Source organism: Streptococcus sp. sy018, from assembly GCF_007859185.1.
Lineage (GTDB): Bacteria > Bacillota > Bacilli > Lactobacillales > Streptococcaceae > Streptococcus.
Window position 1 is genome coordinate 393372 of record NZ_VOHN01000001.1, and the last position, 16078, is coordinate 409449.

A 16078-nucleotide genomic window follows, 5' to 3' on the forward strand; every position below is an offset into this window, starting at 1 on the left:
AAGCAGTAGATAGTTATTTTACATAAATTTTATTATGTTTACAAGTTGTCCAAGGCATTTTTTTGCTCATCATCAACAATATGAGTATAAAGATCTGTGACTTGAGTATTGGCATGACCTAATTGATGACTAACCAAAACTTGAGATTTTGTCGCATCATACAGTCGGGTAGCTAGCGTGTGACGCAATTTATGTGGGGTAACACGAACCTTAAAGTCAGCAGAGTATTTAGCCACCATTTTTTCAATGCTTGAAGCATCCATGCGGTTCACCTTGCCTGCATATTCTGATAAAAAGAGAGCTAAGTCAGTTTTATCAGCCTTATAACGTACTTGGCGAATCGCTAGGTAATTTTCCAAGTAAGGCTTAGCAAAAGCAGCAATATTAACAGAATCACGTTTCCCACCTTTTCTAATCACATCAATAATCATTAGATTCATGTTAAGGTCCCGCAAATCAAGATTAACAGCTTCAGACAGACGAACACCTGAAGCAAGCAGTAGTGCTAAAATTGCTAGGTCACGTTCCTTGTTTTTTTGAAAGGAGGAGAGGGCTCGTGGGGATAACTTGGTAGCGTAAGTGTGGTCAACATAGTCCAAAAACGCCGTGGTTTCATCCCCTAAAAATAATTTTTGTTTAATTTGTTCAGCCCTAGCTGCTAAGGTTTCTTTTTTTTTCTTTGTTGAAACTTTCTTCATGACATTGCGATAAAAATAAGGTTCACCATTTTGATTTTCAACCTCTTCGGTCAAATACTTGTACAAGCTAGATAAGGCTGATAAGCTACGGTTGATTGTCGTTTGAGATAGACCATTTTTGTGGGTATTGGCATTTAATAAAGGACGTTCACGCAAATAAAGGATGAAAGCCTCCATATCTTTTTTAGTCAAATGCTCCAAAATCTCTAAAGGAATATCAGAAATGGTCGCTACCTGACTTAAACCAGAATCTAAAATCCAAGCAAAAAAACGTCGGTATTCTTTCAAATATTCATAGAGGGTTGTCAAGCTATAAGGAATTGCCAATTTTGACTGATAGTACTCCAAAACATACCAAGGCATCATCTGTTTCAAGTCATCAATTTTTTCGAGTAGTAGTTCACGACGCATAAGATATCCTCCATATTTATATAGCTAGTATAACATATACTTTATCATCTTTCAAGAAAATTATAGTTTTTCGGAAAGACGTTATGGAAAAAACTCACTCTGAACAATACTAGCCAACTTCTCCTTATAAATATTACTAGATACTTTTGAAATAAGTCTCGTTGTCTATTAACTCATTTGCAAGTAACAAGTCCCCCATGAAGAAAAATAAAAAAATCCCCTCTGATATAGAGGGGATAGGGCATCAAATCATGATGTGATAGGAAGGTTCACACAACCTATCAACGTCGGCTCCTGCCTTATGACGTCCCATGCTCAATAATGATTTATTAACTAAATCATGTATCGACTCATCGCATGTTATTTATCATATCATATTTAAAGTAAAGGTGCAATAGTTTTAACGACATAACCAGTTAGTTTTGTTGCTAACGGTTCTTCTTTTAAGTTTTCTAAGCTGACTTGACGACAGTGACTTAAGGTTTGCTGAACGTCTTGTTCAATTTGCTTGATTGCTGGGACTTTATAAAGATAGGTTGCACACTCAAAATGGTGGTACAAACTACGATAATCTAGGTTAATAGTTCCAACAACAGCTTTAATATGATCACTAACAAACACTTTAGCATGAACAAAACCAGGGGTGTATTCATAGATTTTAACACCAGATTTTAACAAGGTTTTATAATAAGTCTTAGCCAAGGCATAAGGTACTTGCTTATCAGGAATACCAGGTAAAATCAAACGAACATCTACACCACGTTCAGCGGCAAACTTAATGGCATGCTCAAGCTCACTATTTAAGATTAAATAAGGGGTCATGATATAAACATAGTCACGAGCATGATTAAGCAGGTCAATATAGACATTTTCCCCTATCTTATCAGAGTCAAGAGGGGAATCACCATACGGAATCACATAGCCATCTTCTTTTTTACTTGCTTCTTGATGCCTAGGCAGATAAGCAGAAAAATCAGGATTACTATCTGTGATTGACCACATTTGCAAGAATAAAACTGTAAAAGTATCAACAGCTTTACCTTCTAACATGATGGCACTGTCTTTCCAATGACCAAAACGTTCAATATGGTTAATGTATTCATCGGCTAGATTGACACCGCCTGTGAACGCAACCTTACCATCAATCACAACAATTTTTCGATGATCACGATAATTATAATAGGTCGAAATAAAAGGAGAGATACCTAGAAAGGCCTTAGCCTTGATTCCCAAGGTCTCCAAACGTTTTGTATAATCAAATGATAGCGTTGAAAACTCAATCATGCCATCATACATCACTCTGACCTCTACTCCTTCGCTAGCTTTTTTTTCCAAAATCGCTAAGATTTCCCCCCACATCAGACCTTCATCAATAATAAAGTATTCTAAAAAGATATACTTTTTAGCCTGCAAGAGCTGACGTTTGAGTTCAGCAAATTTAGCTTCACCACTAGGGAAATAAGTCACTTTAGTCCCTTGATAGACTGGAAAACCATCTCGAGTTCGTTGAAAATACTTGACAAGATTATAGGTAGTCGATTTTTCTTTTTTTAATTGATTGGTTACTTTAATATTATCAGATAAATAAGGCTGACTCATGGTCGTTAATTCAGCCAATCGAGTTTTTAAACCACGATAACCCCAATCAACTTTGGTATAAATCAGGAATAAAACGCCTAAAAGTGGCGTCAACATAATCAATAACGACCAAGTCAGACGAGAAAGGGCATCCATCTCACTATTGATTAAGTATAAAATAGCTGCCAAACCTAAGACAATTTCTAAGGCTCGGAAATAAGCTTGATATTGATTAAACCAAGAAAATGTTGCCATAAGAAAAAGAACTTGAATAATTAAGAGAATGGCAATCACCGTTGTTCGACTAAAAATTCCTCTTAATAAACTACGTCGTCCCTTATCTAATAAATACCTAGTCTTTAGTTTGTTCTTGTTTTTTTGATTTTTCTTGGTGCTCATTCTAATCCTTTCCATCTTTTATGCTTCATCATATTTTATCATAATTGAGTAATTTTTTGAAAGAAGAGGCTGGCAAAAATTAAAATAATCCAAAAATAGAGTAACTAATAATATCATGCCTATTAAAACAATCACAATAACGCATGTACAACTCAATAGCATTCTCTTTTCAATTTTTCTACCAGAATATCCAGGACATCTTTCCATTAACCAATAAGTTGTACCTTACTTATCATCCTTGCTCCAAACGACATTACATTTCAATCAATGATACAATATCTTCAGCACAATTTGGATAGATAAAAAAGCACTTAGTATTCTAAGTGCTTAGGAATAGGTGGGACGGGATTTCCCCACTTTTCAGATACCCTGAGGGTGCGTAGTTCCCGATATTTTTCTACTTCTATTCTTCTTTATTATATATTGTTTTGTCTAAACTGTCACTTAAAATAATCCAAGTGCTTTACCATCAACTGTGACATCCATGTTTAAGGCGGCTGGTTCTTTGGGTAAACCTGGCATGGTTAAAACGTCACCAGTCAAGGCAACAATAAATCCTGCACCTGTTTTAGGAACAAACTCACGAATAGTGATGTCAAAATCAACTGGTGCTCCTAGAAGTTGGGGATTGTCTGAAAAACTATACTGGGTTTTTGCCATGCAAAGTGGGAGATGACTTAAACCATCTGTTTCAAACTGAACCAGTTGTTTTTGAGCCTTAGCTGAAAACTGTACCGAACGACCACCATAAATTTTGGTTACAATTTTTCTAGCTTTTTCAGTCAAACTATCTTCTGCTTGATAAATTGCTTGGTAAGAACTACTTTCTTGTTCTATCGTTTGAACAACCAGATCAGCTAGTTCAACACCACCCTTAGCACCTTGTTCCCAAACTTTAGTTAAGGCAACTGCGACACCTTGTTTTTGACAAAATGTTTTCAAACAAACTAGTTCAGCTTGAGTATCTGAAACAAATTGATTGATGGCGACCACTACTGGAATACCGTAAGACTGCATGTTTTTAATATGACGTTCCAAATTGGCACATCCTTTTTCAAGAGCAATTAGGTCTTCCTTAGTCAAGTCAGATTTATTCAAACCACCATGCATTTTTAAGGCTCTAATCGTTGCTACAATGACAATAACATCTGGTGCCTTGGGAAGATTGGGGACTTTAATATCAAGAAATTTTTCAGCTCCTAAATCCGCCCCAAAACCAGCTTCAGTAACCGTGTAGTCTGCCAGTTGTAAGGCTGTTTTAGTTGCTAAAACGGAATTACAACCATGAGCAATATTGGCAAAAGGGCCTCCGTGAACAAGAGCTGGTGTGCCATAAATTGTCTGAACCAAATTGGGTTTAAGCGCATCTTTCAAAATTAGAGTCAAGGCACCTTCAACAGCTAAATCCTTAACATATACAGGGGTCTGATCATAACGATAAGCAATAAGAATCTGACCCAAACGCTTTTTCAAATCCGCCAAATCCGTCGCTAAACAAAGAATCGCCATCATTTCACTAGCAACCGTAATGTCAAAACCATCTTCTCTAGGAATACCATTCAAATGCCCACCCAAGCCAACAGTCACTTGACGCAAAGCTCGATCATTCAAATCCAGAACACGTTTCCAAATAATCCGTCTAGGATCAATATTCAAGGAATTGCCTTGATGAAGATGATTGTCAATCAAGGCAGACAAGGCATTATTAGCAGTTGTAATAGCGTGCATATCTCCAGTAAAATGAAGATTGATGTCCTCCATAGGCAAGACCTGTGCATAGCCTCCACCTGCTGCACCACCTTTTACGCCCATAACAGGCCCCAAAGACGGCTCACGAAGGGCAATCATAGCTTGATGACCTTGATGGTTTAAGGCATCTGCCAAGCCAATGGTCACCGTTGATTTGCCTTCCCCTGCTGGTGTTGGATTGATAGCAGTCACCAAAATCAATTTACCCAAGGCTTGATGTTCCAAAGTCTTGATTTTATCAAAAGATAATTTGGCCTTATAAGATCCATAAAGTTCTAAATCCGCTTCCGTTAAGCCTATTTGATGAGCAATTTGGCTAATAGGCTTTAGACGACTTTCTTGTGCAATCTCAATATCTGTTTTCATGTCTAACCCATCCTTTTCCTTCAATTTAATATTGTCATTTTATCATATCCTCAGTTAAATGCCTAGATAATATCTTGCTTTCTATGTTTTACATTTACGAAACTCGCTTTTTCTTGTATAATATGGAATATGAAAATTTTGATAACATCTGGTGGCACTAGCGAACCTATTGATCAAGTGCGCAGCCTCACTAATCATGCAACTGGTCGTTTAGGACAACTCATTGCCCAAACCTTTCTAGACCATGATCATGAGGTAACCTTAATCACTAGCCCAAATAGTCATCGCCCCCAACCTCATTCTAACTTACAACTAATTGAAGTGAAAACAGTCGCTGATTTGCAAGTTTGTTTACAAGAACAGGTTGCTAAACATGAGGTCTTAATTCATAGTATGGCAGTGTCTGATTATAGCCCTATTTATATGACTGACCTTGACGAGCTAAAACAAAATACGGATGTCGCTCGATTACTAAGCAAGAAAAATACTCAAGATAAGATTTCTTCTGCTGCTGACTACCAAGTTCTTTTTTTGAAAAAAACACCAAAGCTCATCAAGAAAGTCAAAGAGTGGAATCCTACCATTCGTCTGATTGGTTTTAAGCTCTTGGTCAATGTTTCTCAAGAAGAGTTACTCCAAATAGCCCAAAAAAGTCTGAAAATCAATCAAGCAGAATTGATTGTGGCTAATGATCTTAGTCAGATTACAGGTGATCAGCACAAGGCCTACTTGCTAGATAAAACTGGTTATCAAGAAGTTCATTCTAAACAAGAGATTGCTCAAGCAATTTACGAAAGAGTGGTGAAACAAAATGGCTAAAACCATTGTTCTCGCTTTAAGTGGCAGTATTTCAGCTTATAAGGGGGCTGATTTAGTCAGTCAACTAACCAAGAAAGGTTATGAGGTTCATGTCATCATGACCAAAGCAGCCACTCAGTTTATCACTCCCTTAACTCTACAAGTCCTATCCAAACAACCTGTTCATTTGGATATCATGGAAGAAAAATTGGCTAATCGAATCAATCATATTGATCTTGGTAAGGAGGCAGATCTTTTCTTAATCGCTCCAGCAACCGCCAACACGATTGCACAACTGGCTCAAGGTCTGTCTGGTAATATGTTGACAGCGACTGCCTTGGCCTTACCAGCAGATACTCCTAAACTAATTGCTCCAGCCATGAATACCAAGATGTATTGCCATCCCCTTACCCAAAAAAATCTTAAAATCCTACAAGAAATTGGTTATAAGGAAATCACTCCACGCCATAGTTTATTAGCCTGTGGAGAGATTGGTCAGGGAGCTTTAGCTGACCTTGACATTATTTTACAGAAAGTTGAAGATACACTTAGTGAATAAAAAAAAATCATCTCAAATTGCTAGAATTGCTATTTTCTTTGGATTGATGCTTGTTATCCAGTATTTAACCACGACTGTTTTTAGTATTTTGCCACTACCTATTAAGCCAACTTTGGTTCATATTCCAGTCATCATTGCCTCTATTGCTTATGGTTGGCGTACAGGAGTCTTACTTGGCGGTCTCATGGGCTTACTTAGCTTAATCACAAATAGTCTCGCTATTTCTCCTGCTAGCTATCTCTTTTCTCCTTTTGTCGAAGGTGGCAATCTTTATTCTGTACTCATTGCCATTATTCCTAGATTCCTTATCGGCCTTAGTCCTTATTTAGTCTATTGTCTAATGAAAAATAAAGTTGGACTAATCTTAGCTGGTGCTCTTGGCTCATTGACCAATACCGTTTTTGTTCTATCTGGGATATTTCTCTTTTTTGCAGAACGTTATAATGGTGATGTCAAACTTCTCTTGGCAAGTATCTTAACAACCAATTCTTTGGCTGAAATGTTACTCGCTAGTTTTTTCACAGCTACTATCGTTCCTCGCCTAATAAAATTCAAATAAATCAAAAAATCATGACTAAATTCATGATTTTTTTGCTTAAATGTGATATAATGAAAGCGATTTACAATATAAAATAGAGGAGAAATCCATGTCTTATCAAGAACAATACGACAAATGGTTAACTGTGACCAACCTACCAAGCTATCTTAGAGAAGAACTCTTAGCTATGGATGAAAAAACCAAAGAAGATGCCTTTTATACCAACCTAGAATTTGGAACGGCTGGTATGCGTGGCTATATCGGAGCTGGAACTAATCGTATCAATACTTATGTTGTTCGTCAAGCGACTGAGGGATTGGCAAAATTGATTGAGAGCAAGGGGCAAGAAGCTAAAGAACGTGGTGTTGCCATTGCTTATGATTCACGCCACTTCTCACCAGAATTTGCTCAAGATTCAGCACGTGTTTTGGCTCAACATGGTATCAAATCTTATGTTTTTGAAAGCCTACGTCCAACACCCGAATTATCTTTTGCAGTTCGTCACCTAAAAACCTTTGCGGGTATCATGATTACAGCTAGTCATAACCCTGCGGCTTTTAATGGTTACAAGGTTTATGGTGAAGATGGGGGACAAATGCCACCAACAGATGCAGCGGCCTTAACTGATTTTATCCGTTCTATTGACGATCCATTTACCATTGAAATCGCTGATTTTGAAACATCCAAAGCTCAAGGACTGATTGACATACTTGGTGAAGCCATTGACGCTGAATACCTCAAGGAAGTCAAATCGGTTAACATTAACAAAAATCTCATTGAACAATATGGTAAAGACATGAAAATTGTCTATACCCCACTGCATGGAACAGGGGAGATGTTGACTCGTCGTGCATTGGCACAAGCTGGCTTTGAATCCATTGAAATCGTATCTGAACAAGCCATGCCAGATCCAGATTTTTCAACAGTTAAATCACCAAATCCAGAAAGTCAAGCAGCCTTTACCCTAGCTGAAGAATTAGGTCGTCAAGTCAATGCTGATGTATTAGTAGCAACTGATCCTGATGCAGATCGTCTAGGCGTTGAAATTCGTCAAGCTGATGGCTCTTATAAAAACCTTTCTGGAAACCAAATTGGAGCCATCATTGCCAAATATATCTTAGAAGCCCATAAGCAAGCAGGTACTCTACCTGAAAATGCTGCCTTGGCAAAATCAATTGTGTCAACAGATTTGGTAACTAAGATTGCTCAAAGCTATGGGGCAACCATGTTCAATGTTTTGACTGGTTTCAAATTTATTGCTGAAAAAATTCAAGAATTTGAGGAGAAACATAATCATACCTACATGTTTGGTTTTGAAGAGAGTTTTGGCTATCTCATTAAACCTTTCGTTCGTGATAAAGATGCGATCCAAGCTGTTCTACTCGTTGCTGAGATTGCTGCCTACTATCGTTCAAAAGGCTTGACCTTAGCTGATGGTATTGAACAAATTTATCAAGAATATGGTTACTTTGCTGAAAAAACAATTTCAATTGAATTATCTGGTGTTGACGGTTCGGCTCAAATCAAATCCATTATGACTAAATTCCGTGAACAAGCACCAAGTCAGTTCAATCAAACGGCTATTCGTTTATTTGAAGATTTTGATCAACAAACAGCCATTTATGAAGATGGCTCAGTAACAAAACTTACAACGCCACCAAGTGATGTTCTCAAATACACTCTAGCTGACGATTCTTGGTTTGCAGTTCGTCCATCTGGAACAGAACCAAAGATTAAATTCTATATTGCTACGGTGGGTGAGAGTCTTGCTCAAGCTGAAGAAAAAATCGCTAATATTGAACAAGAAATCAATGATTTTATCAAATAAAAAAACTAGAAGAGTTTTCAACTCTTCTAGTTTTTGATTAGCCACGACATGATTTTCAAAATAAAACGATTAAGTTTAACCTGTTCAGCATAATAACTATTGCCACCATCTTGATACAGACTAGGCTGACCATACATGATAGCCAAAGGATGATAGTAAGTATAGGTTGCGCCATTAGTATTGCCTAAACTAGGAGCAACAACATCTCGTGAAAATCTTCTTGCTAAATTTATGTTACTTTTTCCACCATTTTCAGCTACATAATCAATATAAGTTGTACCCATATTATAAGCCTGAACAGCTGTCCAACTATCTGTCTTTTTCTTAGTCGCTAAACTTACATTTTGCTCAAATAAGTCAATACCAACTTCCAAACTAGATTTAGAGCTACTAATCTGACCGACTTGACCAGTCAAACTCTCACTAGCTTGTAAGATGTCTTGTCCTTTTCCCTTACTTTCCGTGTAAATCATAGCTAAAATTAGTTCTTCACTTAGGTTACTCTGACGCGTGTTCAACACTTGTTTAACCAAAGGTCTATAAGACAATACTCGCTGACTATCTTGATAAATTAACCAAAAAGCTATCGAAATCGCAAGCAATATAAAAAAGGAGATAAATCGGCCAAGCCATTTTTTCATTTATTACTAATATCCTCAATATTTTTAATTAGAATTGAGTAGGTTCCATTATCATTTTGGATAAATTCCACTACTTCTGCATCTTGGTAAACCTTATTGGGCACAATTAACTCAATGCCATTAGATAAGGATAATTTTTGATTTTCCAATTTCTTAATCTGACGTGAATGATCAATATCCGCTAGTTTAATTGGCTCTGGAATTTTTTCCTTAACTTGATCAACAAAAGTTAAGCGAGCTGTCAAATTATCATCAAACAATTGATTAGCCAAGTCTTCTGGTGATAATTCTGCTTTTTCTTCTAATTGGTCATAAATGCTTGATTTCATCTTAGATTGAAAAGTAAAATCATCTTGGTGAAATTGGTTGGCTACCTTTTGTGCTGCTTGTTCTAGCACCTTGATTGATTTTTTAACGGACTCTTGTGGAGTTGTTTGTAACAGGTTTTCAGAAAAATAATTGGCAAATGAACCATTATGCTTGACACGTTTTTCAATCAGATAATAAGTTAAATTATCCAAGTTAATAACTAGAGCTTCATCTGGCGTTTGACTAGGACTAGGTAGATTATTTTGACTAAGTTTTATTGGTCGATCTTCTTGACCAATATGTGCTAATTGTTCACGAAGTGCCAGACGTAAAAAGGCAAAATAAGCTTGGCCTTCACGATCAAATTGAATAAAGATTAAGTCGTTGACCTTTTGATCTTCACTAATGACAAATTCTTCTTTCCATATCTGACTAATCTTAATGGAAGTCAACAGAAAATCATCAGATAAATGAGAAAGAAAGGGGCTGTCAGTTGAAAACTGACCTCGTTTGGCTTCATCAGAAAAAACCTTGGCAAGTTTTTTTCTAAAATAATCATCTAGTTTAGGCGTTAAAACAATTTCCCTATCAGATAAGAGCAAATCAGTATCCGCAGGGCTAAATTGATGAATAATAATCTTTTTTAAGTAAAAATCGTCTATCTTAGTCATATAAAGGGAATTTATCAGTCAATCGTTTAATGTCACGGCGAATTTCAAACAAAGTGTTTTCATTATCAGCTTCTTTCAAAGCCTTAATCATCAAATGGGCGATTGTCTGACTTTCTACAATCCCCATACCACGACTGGTAATGGCCGGAGTACCAATACGAATACCAGACGTTTTGAACGGTGATAAGGTTTCAAATGGAATACTATTTTTATTTAAGGTAATATTAACACTTTCTAGAATGTGCTGAGCAATTTTTCCATTCTCCACTACTTTCGTCACATCAACCAAGAAAAGATGGTTGTCACTGCCACCAGAAATCAAACGAAAATCAGAGTCTTTTTCAAAAACTTGAGTCATGGCTTGACTATTAGCCAAAACTGCCTTCATATAATCCTTAAATGCTGGATCTAAGGCTTCCTTGAAAGCTACTGCCTTAGCTGCGATGACATGCTCCAATGGCCCACCCTGCAAACATGGAAAGATAGCGGAGTTGAGTTTTTTAGCTAGTTCGTCATCATTAGTCAAAATTAAACCACCACGAGGTCCACGCAGGGTCTTATGAGTAGTTGAAGTTACCACATCAGCATAAGGAACAGGATTTGGATGTAAACCAGCCGCAACTAAACCTGCGATATGAGCCATATCGACCATGAGCTTTGCCCCAACCTGATCTGCAATCTCACGGAATTTAGAAAAATCAATCGTACGAGAATAGGCAGATGCTCCAGCAACAATCACTTTAGGTTGATGTGCTTTAGCCAAGGACAAGATTTCCTCATAGTCCAATTGTTCGGTCTTTTTATCAACACCATAAGCAACAAAATGATAAGTCTTACCTGAAAAATTAACCTGAGAACCATGAGTTAAATGCCCCCCAGCTGATAAATCCATTCCCAAAACCGTATCACCTGGTTCAAGCAAAGCCATATAGGCTGCTGCATTGGCTTGACTACCCGAATGAGGCTGTACATTAGCAAAATTAGCACCAAAAAGTTCCTTGGCACGTTCGATAGCTAAATTTTCCACCACATCCACCACGTCTGTGCCACCATAATAACGTTTGGCAGGGTAGCCTTCAGCATATTTATTCGTCAATAGAGAACCCTGAGCTGCCATAACTGCTTTTGACACCACATTTTCCGAGGCAATTAGCTCAATATTATCTTGTTGGCGAAGTCCTTCTTGATCAATAGCTTGCCAAAGTTCTGGATCAAAATCTCGGTAATTTTCCTTATCAAAAATCATCTTTTTCTCCTAAATTCTAAAAAATTGTCTATTGAGCTGTTCACTCTTGTAATCACAAATTAGATTGATGAATCCATCTCATGATAGCCTGATAAACTATCTTCTTCAAAAACAAGTTCTGGTACTTTCTCAAGTAGTTGTTGCTTGGTAATACTGCCCTGTCTTAAAATACGAGCCTGTGGCCTAGACAAGTCTAAAATTGTCGAATCCACTCCCAAAATTGCAGCATCATCAGCTATACCAGTCACTTGATTAGAAAAATCCTTAATAATTTGTTCAAATACTCGACCACTGACTTGACCAGACAAATTCGCAGATGGCCCAATCAAAGGTTGTCCCACTTGTTGAATGATTTCTCGTGTGATTGGGTGACTAGGCAGTCGAAAACCAACCGTATCTAGTCCTGAGTTAATCCATGTTGGCACCGCATCGTTACTAGACAAAATTAGCGTTAATGGGCCTGGCAAAAAAGCCTGATAGAGCTTTTTTAGGTAAGCAGGTTGGTTTTTAGAATAAGCTAAAATATCCTCTAAGCTACTAACATTAAGGTTTAAGGCCTTATCTCTTGGTCGTTTTTTCAAACGGTACACATGATTGACTGCTGTTTCATTCATGGCATTGGCAAAAAGACCATAGACTGTCTCTGTTGGTAAAACGAGCGCTTCTCCTTGTTTTAATTTAGCCACCAATTGTTCTAGACTCATGATCAATCACCACCATTCTATCTTGACCAAATCGATCTTTTAAAACACGAATTCTTTTATTTGGAAAATGTAAGGCAAACAGATCTTTGATAGCCTGTCCTTGTTTGTAACCAATTTCTAAATAAATCTTACCTTGTGGTTTAAGAAAAGCAATACTGGTTTCAGCTAATCGTCGATAAAGAGCTAATCCCGATTCTTCAGCAAAGAGAGCAAGGTGAGGTTCAGACATTAAAACATTTATTCCTACTTCATTTTCATCTTCATAAGCAATATAAGGGGGATTAGAAACAATAATATCAAACTTACTTTCAATATTTGTCAGTAAATCAGATTGAACAAAAGTAAGCTCTAAGTTATTTTTTTGAGCATTCGTTTGTGCCAGATCAAGAGCGTCTTGTGAAATATCACTAGCAGTCACCTGCCAATCAGCTCTAGTCTTAGCCAAGCTCAAAGCAATAGCTCCACTGCCTGTTCCAACATCTAAAACGTCTAAAATAGCAGCAGAATTCTCAGCCAAAATCAAATCCACCAATTCTTCTGTTTCTGGCCGTGGAATCAAAACACGTTCATCCACCATCAAGTCTAGTCCATAAAACTGACTTTTTCCTAAAATATATTGAGCTGGATAGTGCCTATAAAGTTGTTCAAAAATTTCTTTTATGATAGAAGCATCTTCAAGTTCAACTTCTTGGGACAATTTAAGAACAAACTCAGTGTAAGACCAAGCTTTCATTTCTCTAAAAACGAAATTCAGAGCTTCTCTTTCTTCACCAACCAGCTCTAACTGATCACCATAATGATTTAGTAAGCTTGCATAATTCATTAGTTAGCTAATTTTTCCAATTTTTGAGTTTGATCATAAAGAACCAAAGCATCCACTACTTCATCCATCTTACCACCCAATACAGTATCTAATTTTTGTAACGTCAAACCAATACGATGGTCTGTCACACGGTTTTGTGGGAAGTTATAAGTTCGAATACGTTCTGAGCGATCACCTGTACCAATAGTTGATTTACGCTCGGCATCTTGTTCGTCTTGAGCAATCTGAGCGAAATGATCTGCAACACGAGCTCGGATAATCTTCATCGCCTTTTCACGATTTTTTTGCTGCGTTCGCTCTTCCTGCATTTCAACTTTGATATTAGTTGGCAAGTGAACAATACGTACTGCTGTTGCTACCTTGTTGACGTTCTGACCGCCTGCACCAGAAGCATGGTAAATATCCACGCGAAGATCTTTAGGGTCAATATCATATTCAACTTCTTCTACTTCTGGCATCACTAAAACTGTCGCCGTTGATGTGTGGACACGTCCTTGACTTTCTGTTACAGGTACTCGCTGAACACGATGGGCACCTGATTCATATTTGAGTTTTGAGTAAACAGACTGCCCTGATACCATAGCTACAACTTCTTTTAAGCCACCGACACCATTTGTTGAGGCTTCCATGACTTCAAAACGCCAGCCTTGACTTTCAGCATATTTTTGATACATGGCTAAGAGATCACCAGCAAAAAGAGCCGCCTCATCACCACCTGCTGCACCACGAATTTCCAAGATGATGTTTTTATCATCATTAGGATCTTTTGGCAGTAGCAAGATTTTTAACTTTTCTTCATAATCTTCTTTTTCTGCTTTTGCTGTTTTCAACTCATCTTTGGCCATTTCTTCCAATTCTGCATCGCCACCAGCATCTTTAATCATCTCTTCTGCATCAGCAATATTTTGAATCACTTGTTTATATTCACGATAAGCCGTCACGGTATCACGAGTATTTGCCTCTTCACGAGATAATTCCATAAATCGCTTAGTATCCGATACCACTTGTGGATCACTCAGTAGCTCGCCTAACTCTTCATAACGGTCTTCCACTGCTTGTAATTGATCATAAATATTCATCCGTTTCTCCTTTGTAATTTAAATAGTTAATGGTTCTGGATTAAAATAATGTTTGCGGCAAACAGATGTGTAGCTTTCATTGCCACCAATTTGAATTTGATTACCAACATAGACTGGTTTGCCATCTTCAGTTCGTAGTACCATCGTCGCTTTTTTACTGCAAAAATGGCAAATGGTTTTTATTTCTTCAATTTTGTCTGCCAACAATAACAACTGTTCTGACCCTTCAAATAAACGGTTTTGAAAATCATTTTTCAAACCAAAAGCCATAACTGGTACATCCAACTCATCTACCACACGAGCCAATTGATAAACATGGTGTTTGCCTAAAAATTGAGCCTCATCAATCAAGACACAATAAGGCTTGATTGCTAAATTTTCAATATAGCTATAAATATCAGTATCATCAGCAATCGGCAGGGCCTCACGACGCATACCAATCCGACTGGAAACAATTCCAAAATCATCTCGTGTATCCAAACTACTCGTCATAATAACAACAGGCTTGCCTTGTTCTTCATAATTATGAGCCACCTTCAAAATCTCAATGGTCTTACCTGAATTCATGGTTCCATATTTGTAATATAGCTGTGCCATTTTCATTCCTATTCTAAAACATAGTTCCTTTTATTTTATCATATTTTCTGCTTTTTGGGATAAGTCAGCAAGGATAAAATAAAAAAATGCTTATCACAGAAATGCATTTTATGATACACTAAAATGTATGACACTCGCTAAAACTCGTTTATCTCTTATGGGAACACAAATTGACGTAATGATTACTGGTAAATATAGTGATGAAGTACTGAAAGAAACTTGCCGACAATTACGTTACTATGCCCAACGGTTTAGTCCTTATGATAAGCATTCTGAGCTAACAACAATTCATAATAAAGCCTATCAGAGCCCACTTACTATCGCTCCTGACTTGTTTGACTTGATTACTATTGGAAAGCAACACAGTCTGGCACCCCAGAGCCAGTTAAATATCGCCATCGGTCCCTTGGTCAATGTTTGGCGAATTGGTTTTTCAGATGCCCATCTCCCAACCCATGACAGTATTAAAAAAGCACTACTTAATAGCCAAGCCAGTGATATATTGCTTGATTCAAACACCTCAACTATCTCTTTGAACCGTCCTAATATGTCACTAGATTTAGGAGCTATTGCCAAGGGATACATTGCTGATCAATTGATGGCATTTTTAAAAAAAGAACAAGTCACTTCTGCCATGCTTAATTTGGGTGGTAATGTTTTGGCTCACGGACCTAATCCCAATCACCCTAGTGGATTTTGGTTCATTGGGATACAAGACCCCAAGGCAGATCGTGGTCAACATTTATTGACCCTACCTATAAAAAATCTATCTATCGTCACATCTGGTATCTATGAAAGGCAGTTTAAGGATGGTGACAAATCATATCATCATCTTCTTGATAAGCAAACAGGTTTTCCCATAGATAGTGACATGGCAAGCCTAACCATTATTAGTCCTCAATCATTTGAAGCAGATATTTGGAGTACTCGCTTATTTGGTTTACCTATTGCTACGGCACTGAATTATATCAATCAACACCAACAGTTAGAAGGCATTATCATTGATAAAGACAATCAACTGTATCTTTCAAATCGCCTAAAATCTTATCAAAAAAGTTCTAGACGCTTGGTCTAGAACTTTTTT

Annotated in this window: 15 protein-coding genes; 5 read left to right on the forward strand and 10 right to left on the reverse strand. The window is 37.4% G+C overall.

Translation table 11 applies throughout. The features are described 5' to 3' along the window. Positions 1-38: 38 nt before the first annotated feature. The 3 genes from xerS to FRX52_RS01915 form a co-directional block, all read right to left on the reverse strand. Positions 39-1109, reverse strand: coding sequence for a tyrosine recombinase XerS (gene xerS, locus FRX52_RS01905; RefSeq protein ID WP_146538305.1), 1071 nt, complete (start codon positions 1107-1109; stop codon positions 39-41). Positions 1110-1487: 378 nt separating this feature from the next. Further along, complete coding sequence (gene cls / locus FRX52_RS01910; RefSeq protein WP_146538372.1) at positions 1488-3086, reverse strand: cardiolipin synthase; 1599 nt, start codon at positions 3084-3086, stop codon at positions 1488-1490. 444 nt (positions 3087-3530) lie between these two features. Further along, on the reverse strand, positions 3531-5201 hold the full coding sequence (locus tag FRX52_RS01915) for a formate--tetrahydrofolate ligase (RefSeq protein ID WP_146538306.1): 1671 nt from the start codon (positions 5199-5201) through the stop codon (positions 3531-3533). 129 nt (positions 5202-5330) lie between these two features. Between FRX52_RS01915 and FRX52_RS01920 the strand changes: the two genes are divergently transcribed. The 4 genes from FRX52_RS01920 (at position 5331) to FRX52_RS01935 (ending at position 8924) form a co-directional block, all read left to right on the forward strand. After that, entirely contained in the window at positions 5331-6020 is a 690-nt protein-coding gene (locus FRX52_RS01920; RefSeq protein ID WP_146538307.1) for a phosphopantothenate--cysteine ligase, read from the forward strand. After that, positions 6013-6558, forward strand: coding sequence for a phosphopantothenoylcysteine decarboxylase (gene coaC, locus FRX52_RS01925; RefSeq protein WP_146538308.1), 546 nt, complete (start codon positions 6013-6015; stop codon positions 6556-6558). Before FRX52_RS01920 ends, coaC begins: the two co-directional genes overlap by 8 nt. Then, positions 6551-7117 carry an ECF transporter S component gene (locus FRX52_RS01930; RefSeq protein ID WP_146538309.1) on the forward strand — a complete coding sequence of 189 codons (567 nt, stop codon included), beginning with the start codon at positions 6551-6553 and terminating at the stop codon, positions 7115-7117. Before coaC ends, FRX52_RS01930 begins: the two co-directional genes overlap by 8 nt. Before the next feature lie 88 nt (positions 7118-7205). Next, positions 7206-8924: a phospho-sugar mutase gene (locus tag FRX52_RS01935; protein WP_146538310.1), complete on the forward strand. Its 1719-nt coding sequence runs from the start codon at positions 7206-7208 to the stop codon at positions 8922-8924. A 26-nt stretch (positions 8925-8950) separates the two neighbouring features. On the opposite strand, the gene FRX52_RS01940 is transcribed toward FRX52_RS01935, so the two are convergent. From FRX52_RS01940 to FRX52_RS01970, 7 genes are read right to left on the reverse strand one after another with little or no spacing between them, the layout of a single operon-like run. Continuing rightward, positions 8951-9565, reverse strand: a complete 615-nt coding sequence (locus FRX52_RS01940; RefSeq protein ID WP_146495387.1) for a lysozyme family protein — start codon at positions 9563-9565, stop codon at positions 8951-8953. Beyond that, positions 9562-10536 carry a nucleoid-associated protein gene (locus FRX52_RS01945; protein ID WP_146538373.1) on the reverse strand — a complete coding sequence of 325 codons (975 nt, stop codon included), beginning with the start codon at positions 10534-10536 and terminating at the stop codon, positions 9562-9564. The genes FRX52_RS01940 and FRX52_RS01945 overlap by 4 nt, the downstream gene beginning before the upstream one ends. A gap of 1 nt (position 10537) precedes the next feature. After that, positions 10538-11791, reverse strand: a complete 1254-nt coding sequence (gene glyA, locus FRX52_RS01950; protein WP_146538311.1) for a serine hydroxymethyltransferase — start codon at positions 11789-11791, stop codon at positions 10538-10540. 59 nt (positions 11792-11850) lie between these two features. Beyond that, complete coding sequence (locus tag FRX52_RS01955; RefSeq protein ID WP_146538312.1) at positions 11851-12495, reverse strand: L-threonylcarbamoyladenylate synthase; 645 nt, start codon at positions 12493-12495, stop codon at positions 11851-11853. Next, entirely contained in the window at positions 12470-13318 is an 849-nt protein-coding gene (gene prmC / locus FRX52_RS01960; protein ID WP_146538313.1) for a peptide chain release factor N(5)-glutamine methyltransferase, read from the reverse strand. The genes FRX52_RS01955 and prmC overlap by 26 nt, the downstream gene beginning before the upstream one ends. Beyond that, a complete protein-coding gene (gene prfA, locus FRX52_RS01965; RefSeq protein ID WP_146495395.1) occupies positions 13318-14397 on the reverse strand; it encodes a peptide chain release factor 1 in 1080 nt (359 codons plus the stop codon). The genes prmC and prfA overlap by 1 nt, the downstream gene beginning before the upstream one ends. Positions 14398-14415: 18 nt before the next feature. After that, the gene (locus tag FRX52_RS01970; RefSeq protein ID WP_146538314.1) at positions 14416-14994 is read right to left on the reverse strand and encodes a thymidine kinase; all 579 of its coding nucleotides are present in this window, start codon (positions 14992-14994) and stop codon (positions 14416-14418) included. 127 nt (positions 14995-15121) lie between these two features. On the opposite strand from FRX52_RS01970, the gene FRX52_RS01975 reads away from it, so the two are divergent. Then, positions 15122-16069 carry an FAD:protein FMN transferase gene (locus FRX52_RS01975; RefSeq protein WP_146538315.1) on the forward strand — a complete coding sequence of 316 codons (948 nt, stop codon included), beginning with the start codon at positions 15122-15124 and terminating at the stop codon, positions 16067-16069. The last annotated feature ends 9 nt before the right edge of the window (positions 16070-16078 follow it).

Coding starts and splice junctions, on each gene's coding strand:
- xerS (WP_146538305.1), bottom strand. CDS start 1,109: ATGCGTCGTGAACTACTACTCGAAAAAATTGATGACTTGAAACAGATG.
- cls (WP_146538372.1), bottom strand. CDS start 3,086: ATGAGCACCAAGAAAAATCAAAAAAACAAGAACAAACTAAAGACTAGG.
- FRX52_RS01915 (WP_146538306.1), bottom strand. CDS start 5,201: ATGAAAACAGATATTGAGATTGCACAAGAAAGTCGTCTAAAGCCTATT.
- FRX52_RS01920 (WP_146538307.1), top strand. CDS start 5,331: ATGAAAATTTTGATAACATCTGGTGGCACTAGCGAACCTATTGATCAA.
- coaC (WP_146538308.1), top strand. CDS start 6,013: ATGGCTAAAACCATTGTTCTCGCTTTAAGTGGCAGTATTTCAGCTTAT.
- FRX52_RS01935 (WP_146538310.1), top strand. CDS start 7,206: ATGTCTTATCAAGAACAATACGACAAATGGTTAACTGTGACCAACCTA.
- FRX52_RS01940 (WP_146495387.1), bottom strand. CDS start 9,565: ATGAAAAAATGGCTTGGCCGATTTATCTCCTTTTTTATATTGCTTGCG.
- glyA (WP_146538311.1), bottom strand. CDS start 11,791: ATGATTTTTGATAAGGAAAATTACCGAGATTTTGATCCAGAACTTTGG.
- FRX52_RS01955 (WP_146538312.1), bottom strand. CDS start 12,495: ATGAGTCTAGAACAATTGGTGGCTAAATTAAAACAAGGAGAAGCGCTC.
- prmC (WP_146538313.1), bottom strand. CDS start 13,318: ATGAATTATGCAAGCTTACTAAATCATTATGGTGATCAGTTAGAGCTG.
- prfA (WP_146495395.1), bottom strand. CDS start 14,397: ATGAATATTTATGATCAATTACAAGCAGTGGAAGACCGTTATGAAGAG.
- FRX52_RS01970 (WP_146538314.1), bottom strand. CDS start 14,994: ATGGCACAGCTATATTACAAATATGGAACCATGAATTCAGGTAAGACC.
- FRX52_RS01975 (WP_146538315.1), top strand. CDS start 15,122: ATGACACTCGCTAAAACTCGTTTATCTCTTATGGGAACACAAATTGAC.